This window comes from Pseudomonas sp. ArH3a (genome assembly GCF_022648765.1).
Classification (GTDB): Bacteria; Pseudomonadota; Gammaproteobacteria; order Pseudomonadales; family Pseudomonadaceae; genus Aquipseudomonas.
Window position 1 is genome coordinate 220,841 of record NZ_CP080330.1, and the last position, 16,658, is coordinate 237,498.

18 protein-coding genes and 1 pseudogene are annotated in these 16,658 nt (G+C 61.6%); 8 read left to right on the forward strand and 11 right to left on the reverse strand.

Translation table 11 applies throughout. From position 1 onward, the window contains the following. Positions 1 to 21: 21 nt before the first annotated feature. Genes K0P33_RS00995 through sctW form a run of 7 tightly spaced genes read right to left on the reverse strand, consistent with a single transcriptional unit; the run spans position 22 to position 4,784 of the window. The gene (locus K0P33_RS00995) at positions 22 to 456 is read right to left on the reverse strand and encodes an LcrR family type III secretion system chaperone (RefSeq protein WP_242153635.1); all 435 of its coding nucleotides are present in this window, start codon (positions 454 to 456) and stop codon (positions 22 to 24) included. Beyond that, the gene (gene sctV / locus K0P33_RS01000) at positions 453 to 2,579 is read right to left on the reverse strand and encodes a type III secretion system export apparatus subunit SctV (RefSeq protein ID WP_242153648.1); all 2,127 of its coding nucleotides are present in this window, start codon (positions 2,577 to 2,579) and stop codon (positions 453 to 455) included. Before sctV ends, K0P33_RS00995 begins: the two co-directional genes overlap by 4 nt. Then, entirely contained in the window at positions 2,563 to 2,904 is a 342-nt protein-coding gene (locus tag K0P33_RS01005) for a type III secretion protein (protein ID WP_094949072.1), read from the reverse strand. The genes sctV and K0P33_RS01005 overlap by 17 nt, the downstream gene beginning before the upstream one ends. Positions 2,905 to 2,909: 5 nt before the next feature. Continuing rightward, positions 2,910 to 3,275 (reverse strand): YscX family type III secretion protein, encoded by a 366-nt coding sequence (locus K0P33_RS01010; RefSeq protein WP_094949073.1) that lies wholly within the window; start codon positions 3,273 to 3,275, stop codon positions 2,910 to 2,912. Beyond that, positions 3,272 to 3,643 (reverse strand): type III secretion chaperone SycN, encoded by a 372-nt coding sequence (gene sycN, locus K0P33_RS01015; protein WP_094949074.1) that lies wholly within the window; start codon positions 3,641 to 3,643, stop codon positions 3,272 to 3,274. The genes K0P33_RS01010 and sycN overlap by 4 nt, the downstream gene beginning before the upstream one ends. 9 nt (positions 3,644 to 3,652) lie before the next feature. Beyond that, complete coding sequence (locus K0P33_RS01020; RefSeq protein WP_094949075.1) at positions 3,653 to 3,928, reverse strand: TyeA family type III secretion system gatekeeper subunit; 276 nt, start codon at positions 3,926 to 3,928, stop codon at positions 3,653 to 3,655. Next, positions 3,909 to 4,784, reverse strand: a complete 876-nt coding sequence (sctW, locus tag K0P33_RS01025) for a type III secretion system gatekeeper subunit SctW (protein ID WP_242153650.1) — start codon at positions 4,782 to 4,784, stop codon at positions 3,909 to 3,911. The genes K0P33_RS01020 and sctW overlap by 20 nt, the downstream gene beginning before the upstream one ends. A gap of 192 nt (positions 4,785 to 4,976) precedes the next feature. Here sctW and sctN point away from each other — a divergent pair, with 192 nt between their 5' ends. From sctN to sctU, 8 genes are all read left to right on the forward strand, one after another. Then, complete coding sequence (gene sctN / locus K0P33_RS01030) at positions 4,977 to 6,299, forward strand: type III secretion system ATPase SctN (RefSeq protein ID WP_094949077.1); 1,323 nt, start codon at positions 4,977 to 4,979, stop codon at positions 6,297 to 6,299. After that, entirely contained in the window at positions 6,296 to 6,763 is a 468-nt protein-coding gene (locus K0P33_RS01035; RefSeq protein ID WP_242153652.1) for a YscO family type III secretion system apparatus protein, read from the forward strand. Before sctN ends, K0P33_RS01035 begins: the two co-directional genes overlap by 4 nt. A 62-nt stretch (positions 6,764 to 6,825) precedes the next feature. Continuing rightward, positions 6,826 to 7,986 carry a type III secretion system needle length determinant gene (locus K0P33_RS01040; protein ID WP_242153654.1) on the forward strand — a complete coding sequence of 387 codons (1,161 nt, stop codon included), beginning with the start codon at positions 6,826 to 6,828 and terminating at the stop codon, positions 7,984 to 7,986. Continuing rightward, a complete protein-coding gene (gene sctQ / locus K0P33_RS01045; protein ID WP_094949079.1) occupies positions 7,983 to 8,915 on the forward strand; it encodes a type III secretion system cytoplasmic ring protein SctQ in 933 nt (310 codons plus the stop codon). Before K0P33_RS01040 ends, sctQ begins: the two co-directional genes overlap by 4 nt. Next, positions 8,912 to 9,565 (forward strand): type III secretion system export apparatus subunit SctR, encoded by a 654-nt coding sequence (sctR, locus tag K0P33_RS01050; protein ID WP_094949080.1) that lies wholly within the window; start codon positions 8,912 to 8,914, stop codon positions 9,563 to 9,565. The genes sctQ and sctR overlap by 4 nt, the downstream gene beginning before the upstream one ends. Before the next feature lie 2 nt (positions 9,566 to 9,567). After that, the gene (gene sctS / locus K0P33_RS01055) at positions 9,568 to 9,834 is read left to right on the forward strand and encodes a type III secretion system export apparatus subunit SctS (protein WP_076963264.1); all 267 of its coding nucleotides are present in this window, start codon (positions 9,568 to 9,570) and stop codon (positions 9,832 to 9,834) included. After that, on the forward strand, positions 9,831 to 10,619 hold the full coding sequence (gene sctT / locus K0P33_RS01060; RefSeq protein WP_094949081.1) for a type III secretion system export apparatus subunit SctT: 789 nt from the start codon (positions 9,831 to 9,833) through the stop codon (positions 10,617 to 10,619). Before sctS ends, sctT begins: the two co-directional genes overlap by 4 nt. Further along, positions 10,616 to 11,674, forward strand: coding sequence for a type III secretion system export apparatus subunit SctU (gene sctU, locus K0P33_RS01065; protein WP_242153656.1), 1,059 nt, complete (start codon positions 10,616 to 10,618; stop codon positions 11,672 to 11,674). The genes sctT and sctU overlap by 4 nt, the downstream gene beginning before the upstream one ends. Before the next feature lie 432 nt (positions 11,675 to 12,106). On the opposite strand, the pseudogene K0P33_RS01070 reads toward sctU, so the two are convergent. The 4 genes and pseudogenes from K0P33_RS01070 to glmU all read right to left on the reverse strand — a co-directional run. Then, a pseudogene (locus tag K0P33_RS01070) lies at positions 12,107 to 12,324 on the reverse strand (transposase); the annotation flags it as partial. A gap of 71 nt (positions 12,325 to 12,395) precedes the next feature. Then, complete coding sequence (glmS, locus tag K0P33_RS01075) at positions 12,396 to 14,228, reverse strand: glutamine--fructose-6-phosphate transaminase (isomerizing) (protein WP_242153658.1); 1,833 nt, start codon at positions 14,226 to 14,228, stop codon at positions 12,396 to 12,398. 10 nt (positions 14,229 to 14,238) lie between these two features. After that, the gene (locus tag K0P33_RS01080; protein ID WP_049710825.1) at positions 14,239 to 15,006 is read right to left on the reverse strand and encodes a DeoR family transcriptional regulator; all 768 of its coding nucleotides are present in this window, start codon (positions 15,004 to 15,006) and stop codon (positions 14,239 to 14,241) included. A 241-nt stretch (positions 15,007 to 15,247) separates the two neighbouring features. Then, positions 15,248 to 16,615 (reverse strand): bifunctional UDP-N-acetylglucosamine diphosphorylase/glucosamine-1-phosphate N-acetyltransferase GlmU, encoded by a 1,368-nt coding sequence (gene glmU, locus K0P33_RS01085; RefSeq protein WP_094949084.1) that lies wholly within the window; start codon positions 16,613 to 16,615, stop codon positions 15,248 to 15,250. Between the last annotated feature and the right edge of the window lie 43 nt (positions 16,616 to 16,658).

Here is a 16,658-nt window from a genome sequence, read left to right on the forward strand (position 1 = left end):
GACAGGGCGCCTGGCTTCCTGTCAGGTACGGTCGATTTTTTGTCGTTTTCTCATTGATTGCAGCGAACACACCCGCCCGGCCTCCAGCTCGAACCAGCCGGACTGCGGTTCGGCGGCGCCGGTCCAGTGGCGATAGAATCGCTCCATCCGGGCGCCCTCCAGCGGGCTCCCCGCCATCGCCTGCACCTTGCCGTACAAACAGGCCTGCGGCCCCAGCACTGCGAGGACCGCCTCGGCCAGCACATACAGCGCCGCAAAGGAGTTGCCCAGGCCAAGACGCCCGTCGGCACGGCGCAGCATGACGATCCAGACCCGCGCGCCTTCACAGCGCCAGGCCAGCTCGCAGCCGGCATGCACGAACTTCCAGCCCAGCGGCAACGCGCTCTGGCGCAGAAAATGCGGATGGATGTCATAACCCCGCGCTTGCAGCCAATCGGTCAATGGGTCGCGAGTCATAACGAAACCCGGCCCAACGGCTGAATGTTGATCTGCTGGGTCAGCTCCTGATACGAGAGCACCGGCAAGCCGTAGTAGTCGCCTTCGATCAGCTTGCGCACGTAGCGGCGGATGTCCATCGAGACGATCAGCACCGGCTTGCTCTGCATCTGCGAGAGGTCGCCGACGGTCTGCCGGACTTGTTCAAGAAAGGATTGGGTGACGGCCGGGTCCAGCGCCAGATAGCTGCCGGCACTGGTCTGGCGAATCCCGCCACGGATCTGCTCTTCCACCAGTTGGTCCAGCAGATAGGCCGGCAGGATGTTGTTGCCGCTCGAATATTTGTAGCAGATGTAGCGCTTGAGGCTGCTGCGGATGTACTCGGTCAGTTGCACCACGTCCTTCTCTTTCTGACCCCACTCCACCATGGCCTCCAGAATCGCCCGCAGGTTGCGGATCGAGATATCCTCGCCCACCAGGCGCTGGAGAATTTCGGTCATGCGCTGCAACGGAATGATGCGCTGGGCTTCTTTCACCAGTTCCGAGTAGCTGTGCTCCATCTGCTCCAGCAGGTAACGGGTTTCCTGGATGCCGATGAAATCCTCGGCGTACTCGCGCAGAACGTGGGACAGGTGCCAGGTCAACACCTGGTCCATGCTCAGGAACGCACAACCGGATCGCTCCAGCCGCCCTTCGTGCTCGGCGCCGACCCACAACGTCGGTTGGCCCGGCAGCACCGGCTCGCCTTCTTCGAATGGCACACCAATCAGTTCCAGCTGGCTGGCCCGCTCCTGCACCAGCAACCGCGCACTGCGCAGGCGCCCACGGGCCACCGGTACCTCTTGCAACTGAATCAGGTACTCGCCGTCCTTCAAACCTTCATTAAAGCGCAGGTGAATACCCGGAAACGGCACGCCAAAGTCCAGGTAAAGAGCACGCCGCACCCGCACCAGCTCATCATTGAGGGCAAACGCCTCCAGCTCCTGCTGCATGCTCGCGTCCACATCGATCAGCAGGGGCACGGTCATGGCGAACTCTTCCTTGTCCCCCAGCCGCGTGCCCTTGGGCTTGCCGCCCGATGGCTTGGCTTTGGGCTTGGCCGAAGAAGCAGCACCGGCGCCTTGCGCCAACAAGGTCGGCAAATCCCTGGGGTTGTCCTCGGCTGCCAGCCCGCGCTGGCGCAACAGCATGAAGTAACCACCCCCGCCCACCAGCGCCGCCAGCAGCATGAAGGTCACGGTCGGAAACCCCGGAATCAGCCCGAACAACACCAGCAGCACGCCACCGATCAGCAACGCCTTGGGCTGCGCCACCACTTGGTCGCCGATGTCATTGCCCAGGTCCGAGGTGCCATCCGAGGAGTCCCGGGTCACGATGATACCGGCCGTGATGGCGATCAACAGGGCCGGCACCTGGCTGACCATACCATCGCCGATGGTCAGCACCGAATAGAGCTGCAAGGCATCGCCGGCGCTCAGGCCCTTCTGGGTCACGCCGATGGTGATACCCGCCAGAATGTTGATGAAGATGATGATCAGGCCCGCGATCGCATCGCCTTTGACGAACTTCATCGCGCCGTCCATCGAGCCGAACATCTGGCTCTCTTTCTCGATCACCGCCCGCCGGTCGCGCGCCTCGTTGACGTCGATGACGCCGGCCCGCATGTCGCCGTCGATACTCATCTGCTTGCCGGGCATGGCGTCCAGGGAAAACCGCGCACTCACTTCGGCGACGCGCTCGGCGCCTTTGGTGATCACCAGGAACTGCACGATGGTGATGATCAGGAAGATGATGCAACCCACCACCAGATTACCGCCCACGACAAAATTGCCGAACGTGTAGACGATCTGGCCGGCGTCGGCCTCCAGCAAAATCATCCGCGTGGTACTGACCGACAACGCCAGCCGGAACAACGTGGTAATCAACAACACCGCCGGGAACACCGAGAACTGCAACGGCGAACTGATGTAGACCGACATCATCATCAACACCACCGACACCGTGATGTTGATCGCAATCAGGATGTCCAGCAGGAACGGCGGCAGCGGCAGGATCATCATGAACACAACGGCCAGCAGCATCACTGCCAGCATGATGTCCTGGCGTTCGCCCACCCGCCTCAGAAAACTAGAGAGTTCCTTCATGGGACTCCCGCTGGCTCAAAAATCGTTCGTAAGCAACGCGTGCATCAGCGATTCGCCCCTGTAACTGGCACGCACGGCTGACACAGCCCCACAGCGCAAGGTCTTCCTCGCCTTCAGCCAGCAACCGGTCGCAATGCCCCTCGGCCAGCTCGCCCTCTTCCAGTTGCAACAACGCCACCACCAACGCACGTCGCGCCTGGCGATGGGCCGGTTCAACGACCAGCAGGGCTTCAAGGAATATCCGCGCACGACCTGGCTGGCCGCACTGCAGCTGTAGCCAGCCGAGCAGTAGCAGCAGGCTTTGCTGTACCGGTTTCAACATCATGGGGGTCATACCTTGTGCAGCAAATGGAGGGCCATCTGCAGCAGATACTCATCTTCGCTGCGCGCTTGCAGCAGCGCCGATACCGCCTGAAACTCGGGCGCATCGGATGAAGAGACCTGCTGCTTGAGGTCTGTCAGGGCCTGGCGAAATGCCTGTGGCCGGAGCAACTCGTGAAAGCCCTCGTGGGGACAGGCAAACGCCAGCAGCCGACGCCCGGCGAGGTCCGCCGGGTAGAGATTGTCGAGGTGAGCCTCGATAGAGTGGCCGTCGGGCGGCAGCACATAGCGCTCGGGCAAGCCCGATGCCTGATGCTGATCACCGACCTCGGTCAGGTGCTCGATGCCGATGTGCGGGGCGCTGATCCGACTCACTGCTCAAGCACCGCATGACGCGCCGAGCTCAAGGTACGGAACGCCTGGTGCAACACCGGGGCGGTGACGCGCCGCTCATCCAGGGTGATCAACAGCAACAGCCGCGTGTCGGCCGCCCACCCGCAACGCAACGGCAACTCCGGCCCGGTGCGGCTGAACGTCAGCGCCAGGGCTCGAATCACGCCTTGGTGAATCTCGTGCCATTCCAGGTCCACGGCCAGCCAAAGCGTCAGTTTGCGATCATGCTGTTCGAGTTGCAGCGTGCCGGTTTCCTCGAACTCCAACTGAATCAGCGCCCCGGCCGGAGCCGGTACGGCCACCCCCAGGTCCTGACAAAACTGAGCCAGTGCTTGGTCAATCCAGTGCATGTCGTTTACTCATTGTGCTTGCCATTCGTCTTCTTCCTGGTCGATGGCCAGGTCCAGCGCGAGCTGACAGGCATTGAGCAGGTTCTGACGCTGCTCCTCATCGGTGAAAATTTCCGTGGGGATCAGCCGGATCAGACGCTTGATCTCGCGAAAGAAATGGATCTGGCGCGCAGCGTCCTTGATCGCCAGCGGCACGATCAGTCGCTGCACGTCCTGAACATTCGCCCAGCGTTTGTCGATCAGGCCGATCAGCCCGCCCATCAGGTCAGAAGGCCCGTATGCCATGGCCTCGTTCCCCCGTTACCAGCGCCTGCCACAGTGCATTGACCTGGTCCGACATACCCGTCAGCACGCGCAACTTGTGCATATCGCTCATGACCCTTTCGAGCTTGATCGGGTCGAGCCGGGTCTGCTGACTGTCCAGGTCGGCGCTCAAGGCTTTCATCAGGAATCCCGTCACGCCTTCAAGCGTCGAACTGCCGAAGCGCGCATGAATGTCGTTCCAGGCAGCGGCCAGGCCGCGATAGTCCATGACGGCATCGCGGTAGGTGTCACGCAGTGACTGGATGTCGCCGACTCCCTGCTCTGCCGCTTCCTTGGCCAGCGGCCCGATCTGCAAGCCCAGTTCAATGGCGTGGCCATGTTCCTGGGCCATTTCCAGCAGCGCCTGGTCAATCAGCTCGACCATCGCCCGGGCGTCGGTCTTGCCGGCCAGTTCCTGGCGCGCATGCGAGAGGGCAACAAACTGGTGGCTGATCTCGCGGGAGAACCCTTTGAGGTACGCCTTGAGCTGCGCCAGGTTGTTCAGCTGTCCACTGCCGAGGTGCGCGACCAGGGCTTCGAGTTTTTGCTGGGACTCCAGGTCCGGGACTTTCTTGAGGTACTCCTCCAGCATCTCGAGGATTTCACTCAGCCGCGCCTGGCCATCGCTGACACTGCGCTTGGCCAGCGACTTCTCGACCCGCTCGGAGAACACGAAGGTCAGCTCCTCAGCGGAGTCAGCCATGGACTGGCTGGTGGAAATGTACTGCACACGTTCGCCCTGGAAACTGCCGGTCAACCGGCTGTCGCGCGCAATGGTCGGTTCGGTCTGTCGATCCGGCAACGACGCCGCAGGGACGACACTCTGAATATTGGCCATAGGGGCACTCACTTGCAGGCAACGGTGGTGTGGGGGCCATTGTAGAAATTCGTCCGCCGGGGGCTCTGCCAAAATCGGTCGCATTTTTTTAGGCCTTGCGCCAACCAATTTCTAAAAACTTGCGACCGGGACTGAAATTACCCAAGCGGGCCTTTATCTATAGTGGCCACCAGTCCCATACCCAAGCCGACCATGCACCTCTCACTCGAACACATCACCGGCCAGATGCAGCAGGCCATCGATAAATGTCGGCTGATCCAGATTCGCGGCCGGGTCACCCAGGTCACCGGCACACTGCTCAAAGCGGTGGTGCCGGGTGTGCGCGTGGGTGAACTGTGCCAACTGCGCAACCCGGATCATTCGCTGTCGCTGATGGCCGAAGTCATTGGCTTTCAGCAGCACCAGGCACTCTTGACCCCGCTGGGTGAAATGCTCGGCATTTCCTCGAACACCGAAGTCAGCCCGACCGGCACCATGCATCAGGTCGGCGTGGGCGATCACTTGCTGGGCCAGGTGCTTGACGGCCTCGGCCAGCCGCTCAACGGCATCAGCCTGGGTGAACCCGCGGCCTGGTATCCGGTGTACCGCGATGCACCCGACCCCATGAGCCGTAACCTGATCGAGCGGCCAATTTCCCTCGGCGTGCGCACCATCGACGGTCTGCTGACCTGCGGTGAAGGCCAGCGCATGGGGATATTCGCGGCGGCCGGCGGCGGTAAAAGTACGTTGCTGGCGACCCTGATGCGCAGTGCGGACGTCGACGTCATCGTGCTGGCGCTGGTGGGTGAGCGGGGGCGTGAAGTCCGCGAGTTCATCGAGTCCGACCTCGGGGAACAAGGCCTCAAACGCTCGGTGCTGGTGGTCGCCACTTCGGACCGCCCGGCCATGGAGCGCGCCAAGGCCGGGTTTGTCGCCACCACGATTGCCGAGTACTTCCGCGACCAGGGCAAACGCGTCCTGCTGCTGATGGACTCCGTCACGCGGTTTGCCAGGGCCCAGCGCGAGATTGGCCTGGCTGCGGGCGAACCGCCGACCCGACGCGGCTATCCGCCCTCCGTATTCGCCGCCCTGCCCCGGTTGATGGAGCGCGCCGGCCAATCGGACAAAGGCTCCATCACCGCGCTGTACACAGTGCTGGTCGAAGGCGACGACATGACCGAGCCGGTGGCGGATGAAACCCGCTCGATCCTGGACGGGCACATCATCCTGTCGCGCAAGCTGGCCGCGTCCAACCATTACCCGGCCATTGACGTGCTGCGTTCGGTCAGCCGGGTGATGAACCAGATTGTGACCCCCGAACACCGCAACGCCGCCGGCCAGTTACGCGAGTGGCTGGCCCGGTACGAAGAAGTCGAGTTGCTGCTCAAGATCGGCGAATACCAGAAAGGCCAGGACCCCGTGGCCGACCGCGCCATCGAAAAAATGGACGCGATCCGTGCCTGGTTGCGCCAGGGCACGCATGAGCCCAGCGATCTGCCGCGCTGCCTTGAACAACTCGCGAGCCTGACCCGATGACCCTGCCCACCTTGCTGCGCATCAAGAGCCTGCGCGTGGAGCGCGCCGAACAGGCGCTGCAACGCCAGGAGCTGCGGGTCGCCGAGGCACACCGTGCCCATGAATCCGCGAGCGCTGAACACCAGGCGTACCGGCAGTGGCGCCAGGCGGAAGAAAGCCGTTTGTTCGACCTCTGCAAGGCTGAGCCCATGAACCGTAAAAAGCTTGAGCAATGGCAGCAACAGGTGGCCCGCCTGCGGGAAAAGGAAGCAGCGCTGGAACAGACCATTGCCGAACACGCCCAGAGCCTGACCCAGGAGCGCGAACGCCTTCGCCTGAACCGGCGTCAGTTGCTGGAGGCTCAGCAGCAGGTCGAAAAATTCAACGAGTTGAACCGTCACGCCCTCGCCGAGGAGCGGATGTTGCTTGAGTTCAAAGAAGAACAGGAGCTCGAAGAGTTCCGTCGTGTCGAGGCCGTTTCATGAGCAGAATATCCCCACCAGGCATCACACAAGATGTCCTTGCACGTTCACCAGCCCCGGCACGCGTGGCCGCCGACAAAACCAGCCAGGCTGAGTTCGAACGGGCGCTGAACAGCAAACCTGATGCGGGCGAGAAGCGCCGCACCGACGCTTGGCGCAAGCTCGACACCCGTGAGCCGGGCAAAACGCCTCGGGACACTTCGCGCCCACTGGACGATGACGCCGAGCAGGCTGAACCCTCCACGGCCACAGACCGCGAACCCATCCGTAGGCCGCACCTCCCTGGCACCGCGCCAGAAACCGCCACGCCTGATGAGCAGGCCACAAACGACGAGCCCGTTGCACGCCCGGCACCCGAACAACCATCCACGCCCCAACCTCCCACAGGCATTGTCGTGGTGCCACTGCCGTCAAACGACCGTCCAAAACCCGGAACAAGCCACCGCGACAGCAGCGCACCAGAAACCGCCACGCCTGATGAACAGGCCACAAACGACGAGCCCGCCGAACAGCCCGAGACCGGCAAACCCGATGAGCCCGCTACACGCCCGGCACCCGAACAACCATCCACGCCCCAACCTCCCTCAGGCATTGTCGTGGTGCCACTGCCGTCAAACGACCGTCCAAAACCCGGAACAAGCCACCGCGACAGCAGCGCGGCGACCGTGAATAACCCGGAACAGCATCTGCCCATCATGCTGGGCGCGCCTGCCATCGGTTTAGCCCCCGAAACGCCCTCGGACCAACACAACTCCTCCGGCGAGCATGACGAACAGCCTCCCTTCGGTTCACTGGTCGAAGACCCGAAGCCGTCGGCAAGCACCGGCCAAACCCCGGGTGACAAGCTGCTCGCACGCCTGTTGAACACCACCGAGCAACCGGCGTTCAGCAAGGACCTCGGCAAACTGGTGCAGACGCTGCAACTGCATATCCAGGCCGGCGTTTCCCGCGATGGCAGCACCACGCTGCTTCAGGTGAACCTGGCGCAATTGGGCCAGGTCGATGTCCAGCTCGCCCATTCACACGGCCACTTGCACGTCGAAATCCAGGCCAGCCCCGGCAGCCTGCTTCAACTGCAACTCGCCCGCGGCGACCTGATGGAACGCCTGCAACGGCTGAACCCCGGGCAACCGATCCAATTGACCTTTACCCAGCAACAACACGGGGGCGACCAGGGTTCACGGCAGCGGCGGCACGTGTATGACGAGTGGGAGCAAGACTCATGAGCAGCCTGATGCTGCCCCGCGTCGAGGCGTCGGAACTGGCCCTGCAACAAAAAATCAGTCGTTGCCGCAGTCGCTACCCGCTCGCGAACGGTGAAGCCCGGCTGACGATCCTGCCGCAACCCGACGCGCTGGACGTGCTGTTGAATGTTCACTGGCAAGGCCTGGCACTGCGCTGGCGGTGCCACAGCGCAACCCTGGCCGGATGGCTTGAGCCCCACCTGCAAGAAGCGGCGTTCAGCAGCCTGCCGGCGACGCTGCAACTGGCGTTGCTGGAGCTGGAAAGTGCCGTGTTGCCGGGGCTCATCTGGAAAAGCATTCAACCGTGCCGCCCCGAGCCTGGCGCGGGGACGCCCACACTAGCGTTGACGCTGTCACGCGGCGCGCAACGCCTGGTTATCTGGCTCGACGGTGACCCGAGTGCGCTGCTCGCTTTCACGCCTGCTCGCCCCTTGGCAGAACTGACGGCGGTTGCGCTGCGACTTTCGCTGCAATGGGGCCCGGTCTGCCTGCTCCCCGCGCAGCTGCACTCACTGGCCACGGGTGACCTTCTATTGCTGCCGGCACGCCACGACGCCGCCAGCCCTTTGCTCGGTGTGGTCGAAGACCGCCCCTGGGCACGATTTCGCCACCACGACTCTCAACTGGAACTGCTCGCCATGCACAACGATGCACCCCTCGAAACCACCCACGATCTGGCCAGTCTTGATCAGCTCCCGGTCCAGGTCAGCTTCGAAGTGGGACGTCAGACTCTCGACCTGCACACCCTCGCCGCCCTGCAACCGGGGTCGTTGATCGACCTGGCCACCCCGCTCGAAGGCGAGGTGCGGATTCTGGTCAACCAGCGCTGCCTGGGCGTGGGTGAGCTGGTGAGTATTCAGGACCGCCTCGGCGTGCGCGTCACCCGCCTGTTGCAGGACCTGCCCGCATGATTCAACTGCCTGACGAACTCAGCCTGATCTTCGGGCTGGCGCTGCTGGCGTTGCTGCCATTCATTGCAGTCATGGCCACCTCATTCATCAAGATGACCGTGGTGTTTTCGCTGCTGCGCAACGCCTTGGGCGTGCAGCAAATTCCGCCGAACATGGCGATGTACGGGCTGGCAATTATCTTGAGCCTGTACGTGATGGCGCCCGTCGGCTTCGCCACCCGCGACTACCTGCGCACCCATGACGTCAGCCTGAGCAAGACCGAGTCGGTGGAGCAGTTCCTCGACGAGGGCATGGAGCCGTACCGGGCCTTTTTGAAGAAACAGATCCAGGCCCGCGAACACGCGTTCTTCGTCGACAGCACCCGGCAGGTCTGGCCGAGCGAGTACGCAGACCGGCTCGAGCCCGACAGCCTGCTGATCCTGCTGCCGGCCTTCACGGTCAGTGAGCTGACCCGCGCCTTCGAAATCGGCTTTCTGATCTACCTGCCCTTCATCGCTATCGACCTGATCATCTCGAATATCCTGCTGGCGATGGGGATGATGATGGTCTCGCCGATGACCATTTCCCTGCCGTTCAAACTGCTGCTGTTTGTCCTGCTCGACGGCTGGGCGCGGCTGACCCACGGCCTTGTCATCAGTTACGGAGGCTGAGGGTGAACAACGCCGAGATCCTCCACTTCACCAGCCAGAGCCTGTGGCTGGTGCTGATCCTATCCATGCCCACCGTGCTCATGGCCGCCGCCGTCGGCACCCTGGTGTCGCTGGTGCAGGCGCTGACCCAGATCCAGGAACAGACCCTGGGTTTCGTCGCCAAGCTGATCGCCGTGGTCATCACCCTGTTCGCCACGGCGGGCTGGATGGGTAACGAACTCTATGCCTTTGCAGAACTGACCTTGCTCAAGATTCCCCTCGTGCGATGAGCATTCAGGACCTGCAACAGCTCATGCTGGCGTACACCCTGCTGCTGCCCAGAATCATCAGCTGTTTTGTGGTCATGCCGATCCTGAGCAAACAAATGCTCGGTGGCGGCCTGATTCGTAACGGCGTGGCCTGCTCGCTGGCGCTGTTTGCCTACCCGACTGTAGCCGGTACGCTGCCCATGACGCTCGACGGCATAGACCTGGCCATGCTGATCGGCAAAGAGGTGTTGCTCGGCCTGTTGATCGGGTTTGTCGCAACGATTCCGTTCTGGGCCATCGAGGCGACCGGTTTCATCATCGACAACCAACGCGGTGCCTCCATTGCCTCCACGCTCAACCCGACACTGGGCAGCCAGACCAGCCCCACCGGCCTGTTGCTGACGCAAACCCTGATCACCCTGTTTTTCTCCGGGGGCGCGTTTCTGACGCTGATCGGTGCGTTGTTCCAGAGCTACGTCAGTTGGCCGGTCGCAACCTTCTTCCCCTACATCGGCAGCCAGTGGGTGGACTTTTTCTACGGTCAGTTCGGGCAACTGCTGCGCCTGTGCCTGCTGCTGGCAGCGCCCCTGTTGATCGCCATGTTCCTGGCCGAATTCGGCCTGGCCCTGATCAGCCGCTTCGCCCCGTCCCTGAACGTGTTCATCCTCGCGATGCCGATCAAGAGCATCGTCGCCAGCCTGCTGTTGGTGATTTACCTGAACGTGTTGATGGAACACGCCTATGACAGCCTGCTGCTCGCACTCGACCCGCTGAGTCAGTTGCGCCCGGTACTGGAGACGCCATGAGCGCCGAAAAAACCGAACAGCCCACGCCAAAGAAACTTCGCGATGCACGCACCAAGGGCCAGGTGGTCAAAAGCAAGGAAGTGGTGTCCACCGCGCTGATCCTGTCGCTGATCGCCACGCTCATGAGTTTTTCCGACTACTACATGGAACACCTGGGGCAACTGATGCTGATGCCCGAGACGTACCTGAACCTGCCTTTCGGGCTGGCCTTGCAATTGATGGTGGAAAACCTGTTCCAGGAGATGGTCTACCTCTGCCTGCCGCTGTTGGTCGTCGCGGCACTGGTGGTCATCGTGGCGCACCTGGCCCAGTACGGTTTCCTGCTCAGCGGCGAGTCGATCAAGCCCGACCTGAAAAAGATCAACCCGGTGGAAGGCGCCAAGAAGATTTTCTCCATCCGCAGCCTGGTGGACTTCCTCAAGTCGATCATTAAAGTGGCCCTGTTGTCGTTGCTGGTGTGGACAACCCTGACCGGCAACCTGGATTCCCTGATCAGGCTGCCCGGCTGCGGCATGGGCTGCATCGCGCCGGTAATCGGCCTGTTGCTTGAGCAGTTACTGCTGGTGTGCGGCGTGGGGTTCGTGCTGATCTCGGCGCTCGACTATGCCTTCGAGCGATACCAGCACAGCAAGCAATTGCGCATGAGCAAGGACGAGATCAAACGCGAGTACAAAGAGATGGAAGGCAGCCCGGAGATCAAAAGCAAACGGCGTCAGTTTCACCAGGAATTGCAGTCGAGCAACCTGCGCGCCGACGTCAAACGCTCCTCGGTGATTATCGCCAACCCCACCCACATCGCAATTGGTATTCGTTACGTGAAGGGCGAGACGCCGCTGCCGGTCGTCACCTTGAAACACACTGAGGCACTAGCCCTGCAAGTGCGGCGCATCGCCGAGGAAGAGAACATTCCCGTATTGCAACGCGTGCCTCTGGCGCGGGCGCTATATCAGGACAGCCATGTCGACCAGTACATTCCCGCCGATCTGATCCAGACCACCGCCGAAGTCCTGCGCTGGCTCGACACCCAAAAACAGACACCGCCCCCGGCCCTGTGAAAGACCTTCGACTTCCTCGGACTTTTTTGCGCCTTCGGAAATCGTCATGTCGATCCTGCTGTCAACACTGGCAAACTTGCTCCAGTTGCTCGCCAGGTAGAAGTTGAAACATCACTTTACGCGAAAGCAGGCAGACGTCCTCATGGTCTCTTCTCACAAGTGAGTGTGTAGAACCCTTTCAACGGAAGAAGAGCAAATGAGCGCAGCATCACGGACGAATACGAGCCAAACGGGTGTTGAGCGAAATGATTTGACTGCACGCTACAGGGCTGAGTACACCCAGGTCGTAGAGCGTCTTGACACTCGCCGCCTAAGCGGGATTACGAAACAACCGTTGTCCAGAGAAGTCCGTGTGGTATGTAGTGTTTCTAGTCCAATGGGTGGCGGAGTGCCAGGAAGGTGTTTTTTAATATCGATCCCTCCCGCTCAGACTTCCAGCTGTTGGATTTCATGCTGTTTCGGTGTTAGCGCTTTGCTCTGCGGGGTAGCGCTTTGGCGCTCCTGCTGATCTTGGTCAACCCACCCGTATAGAACCGACTCGCCGACGCCGAGTGACGACTGGCTACGATGAAGCTGGAGTTTTGCTTAAGCACGAGGTCGACAGCCTCGTGTTTGAATTCAGCAGAAATGGAACGGCGTTGTTTGGTCATTTGACACCTCGATAGATGCATTTTCCACCTATCGAGGTGTCCGGTTTCATTCGACCACTACAGGTGCCGTATTACTCCACCGTCACCGACTTCGCCAAGTTACGCGGCTGGTCAACGTCGGTGCCCTTGAGCACAGCCACGTAGTACGACAGCAGCTGCAGCGGGATGGTGTAGAGGATCGGCGACAGGGTGTCGTGGATGTGCGGCATGTTGATGACGTGGGTGCCTTCGCCATTGGTCATGCCGGCTTTTTCGTCGGCGAACACGATCAGTTGGCCGCCACGGGCGCGCACTTCCTGCAGGTTGGATTTGAGCTTTTCCAGCAGTTCGTTGTTTGGCGCGACGGTGACCACAGGCATGTCGTCATCCACCAGGGCCAGTGGGCCGTGTTTCAGTTCACCGGCTGGGTAAGCTTCGGCGTGGATGTACGAGATTTCCTTGAGTTTCAGCGAGCCCTCCATCGCGACTGGGTATTGCGCGCCACGGCCGAGGAACAGGGTGTGGTTTTTGTCGGCGAACAGTTCGGCGACTTTTTCCACGGTGCTGTCCATGGCCAGGGCTTCGCCCAGGCGGGTCGGCAGGCGGCGCAGTTCTTCCACCAGCGTGGCTTCAACACCTTCGGCGAGGGTGCCGCGCACCTGGCCCAGGGACAGGGTCAGCAACAACAAGCCAACCAGTTGGGTGGTGAAGGCTTTGGTGGAGGCTACGCCAATTTCGCGACCGGCTTGGGTTAGCAGGGTCAGGTCGGATTCGCGCACCAGGGAGCTGATGCTGACGTTGCAGATGGCCAGGCTGGCGAGGAAGCCCAGCTCTTTGGCGTTGCGCAGCGCAGCCAGGGTGTCGGCGGTTTCGCCGGACTGGGAGATGGTCACGAACAGAGTGTCGGGTTGCACCACCACCTTGCGGTAGCGGAATTCGCTGGCGACTTCGACCTGGCACGGGATGCCGGCCAGTTCTTCCAGCCAGTAACGGGCAACCATGCCGGCGTGGTAGCTGGTGCCGCAGGCGACGATCTGCACATTGCGCACTTTGGCGAACAGCTCGGCGGCTTGCGGGCCGAAGGCGTTGACCAGCACTTGGTTCTGGCTCAGGCGGCCTTCCAGGGTGCGTTGCACCACGGACGGTTGCTCGTGGATTTCCTTGAGCATGAAGTGGCGGAACTCGCCTTTGTCAGCGGCTTCGGCACCGTCGCGGTATTGCACGGCTTCGCGCTCTACGGGGTTACCGTTTACGTCCCAGATCGCCACGCTTTCGCGGCGAATGTCGGCGATGTCGCCTTCTTCCAGGTACATGAAGCGGTCGGTGACCTGGCGCAGCGCCAGTTGGTCGGAGGCGAGGAAGTTTTCGCCCAGGCCCAGGCCGATCACCAACGGGCTGCCACTGCGCGCGGCAACCACGCGGTCAGGTTGGCTGGCGCTGACCACGGCCAGGCCGTAGGCGCCATGCAGTTCCTTGACGGTGGCTTTGAGGGCGACGGTCAGGTCGCCGAGGTCTTTGAGCTTGTGATTCAGCAGGTGGGCGATGACTTCGGTGTCGGTGTCCGAGGTGAACACGTAGCCCAGGCCTTTGAGCTGCTCGCGCAACACTTCGTGGTTTTCGATGATGCCGTTGTGCACCACCGCCAGGTCCCCGGAGAAATGCGGGTGGGCGTTGCGCTCGCACGGCGCACCGTGGGTGGCCCAGCGGGTGTGGGCGATGCCGAGACGGCCGACCAGCGGCTCGCCGAGCAGGGCTTGCTCCAGCTCGCTGACCTTGCCCGGGCGACGCATGCGCTCCAGCTTGCCGGCGTTGGTGAAGACGGCCACACCGGCGCTGTCGTAGCCACGGTATTCCAGGCGCTTGAGGCCTTCAAGCAGGATGGCGGTGACGTTGCGTTCAGCGACTGCGCCTACAATTCCACACATGGTTTTTCTCCTAGATGATTGCCGCGCATATCAGCGTAATGCCGCGGGCTTGGATCTGGTCGCGGGCCTCAAGCGGCAGGCGATCATCGGTAATAAGGGTATGGACGCTGCTCCAGGGCAGTTCCAGGTTGGGAATCTTGCGGCCGATCTTGTCGGATTCGACCATCACCACCACTTCACGGGCGACCTCGGCCATCACGCGGCTCAGGCCCAGCAATTCATTGAAGGTGGTGGTGCCGCGCTGCAGATCGATGCCGTCGGCGCCGATAAACAGTTGATCAAAGTCGTAGGAGCGCAGCACTTGCTCGGCAACCTGGCCCTGGAACGAGTCCGAATGCGGATCCCAGGTGCCGCCGGTCATGAGCAGCACCGGTTCATGCTCCAGCTCGCTCAAGGCGCGGGCTACGTGCAGGGAGTTGGTCATCACCACCAGGCCAGGCTGATGGCCCAGCTCGGGGATCATGGCGGCGGTGGTGCTGCCGCTGTCGATGATGATGCGTGCGTGTTCACGCAAACGCATCACCGCTGCACGGGCAATGGCGCGCTTGTAGGCCGAGATGGGTTGGGCAGCGTCGCCCACCAACTCCTGGGGCATGGTGATTGCGCCACCGTAGCGGCGCAGCAACAGGCCATTGCTTTCCAGAGCGGCCAAGTCCTTGCGGATGGTCACTTCCGAGGTTTCGAAACGCTTGGCCAATTCGTCCACGCTGACTTCGCCCTGTTCATTGAGCAAGGTCAGGATGTTGTGGCGTCGTTGGGGTGTATTTCGTTTCGACATGGCGATGATAAGTTTCGTTTCGAAAGATAACGAAGGCAATCAAAACCTATTGGTGAAAGATCGTCAAGCGCCGGACTGCAAATTTTTGCAGGGTGCTCGAAGACACCCTCAAACAAATGTGGGAGCTGGCTTGCCTGCGATAGCGGATTGTCAGGCGACATCCATGTTGAATGTCAGACAGCTATCGCAGGCAAGCCAGCTCCCACAGGAAATAGCATCAGCTGGTCGGGTTGTGGATAACTCAGGTCTTCTTGATTTTGACCGGGCGTTTCCAACCGTCGATATTACGCTGGCGGGCGCGGGCCACCGCCAGTTGAGACTTATCCACATCCTGATTGATGGTGGAACCCGCAGCGGTGTTGGATCCGTCGCCGATGGTGACGGGTGCAATCAGCGAGTTATTCGAGCCGATGAATACGTCCTCACCGATCGTCGTCTGATACTTGTTCGCGCCATCGTAGTTGCAGGTGATCGCACCCGCACCGATGTTGCTGCGAGCACCGATGACCGCATCACCGAGATAAGCCAAGTGGCCTGCCTTGGCATCGTCGCCCATGCGCGCGTTTTTCAGTTCAACGAAGTTACCCACATGTGCCCTGGCGCCCAGCACGCTGCCGGGACGCAAGCGCGCAAACGGGCCGGCATCGCTGCCCTCGCCCATCACTGCACCGTCGATATGGCTGTTGGCTTTGATCACCACGCCTTTGCGCAGGGTGCTGTCCTTGATCACGCAGTTCGGGCCAATCACCACGTCGTCTTCGATGATCACGCGGCCTTCGAGGATCACGTTGATGTCGATCAGCACGTCGCGGCCTACAGTGACTTCGCCGCGCACATCGAAACGTGCCGGGTCGCGCAAGGTTACGCCTTGGGCCATGAGGCGGCGGCCTTCGCGCAGTTGGTAGTGGCGCTCAAGCTCCGCAAGCTGCTTGCGGTCATTGGCGCCCTGCACTTCCATCGGGTCATGGGGCTGCTCGGTGGCGACCAGCAGGCCATCACTCACGGCCATCTCGATCACGTCGGTGAGGTAGTACTCGCCCTGGACGTTGTTGTTGGACAGGCGGCTCATCCAGTCAGCAAGATTATTGGCAGGGACGGCGAGAATCCCGGTGTTGCCTTCGGTAATCGCGCGCTGCGCTGGCGTGGCATCTTTGTGTTCGACGATGGCCGCAACCTTGCCGTCGGCGGTGCGCACGATGCGGCCATAGCCGGTGGGGTCATCCAGCTCAACGGTCAGCAGGCCCATCTGGCCGGGTACTACCTGCTTGAGCAGGCGTTGCAGGGTTTCCACTTCGATCAACGGCACGTCGCCGTAAAGGATCAGCACGGTGTCGGCGGTGATGAACGGCACGGCTTGCGCGGTGGCGTGGCCGGTGCCGAGTTGTTTGTCCTGCAAAACGAAATTCAGGTCATCTGCGGCCAGGCGTTCACGCACCACATCGGCGCCGTGGCCGATCACCACGTGAATCCGCTGCGGGTCCAGTTGCCGGGCGCTGTGGATAACATGGCCGAGCATGGAATTGCCCGCGACCGGGTGCAGCACTTTGGGCAGGGCCGAACGCATGCGGGTGCCCTGACCTGCGGCGAGAATGACGATTTCGAGAGACATGAATGGCTACCAATCCTGGGCGGTCCGGCTTCAGACCAGAGAA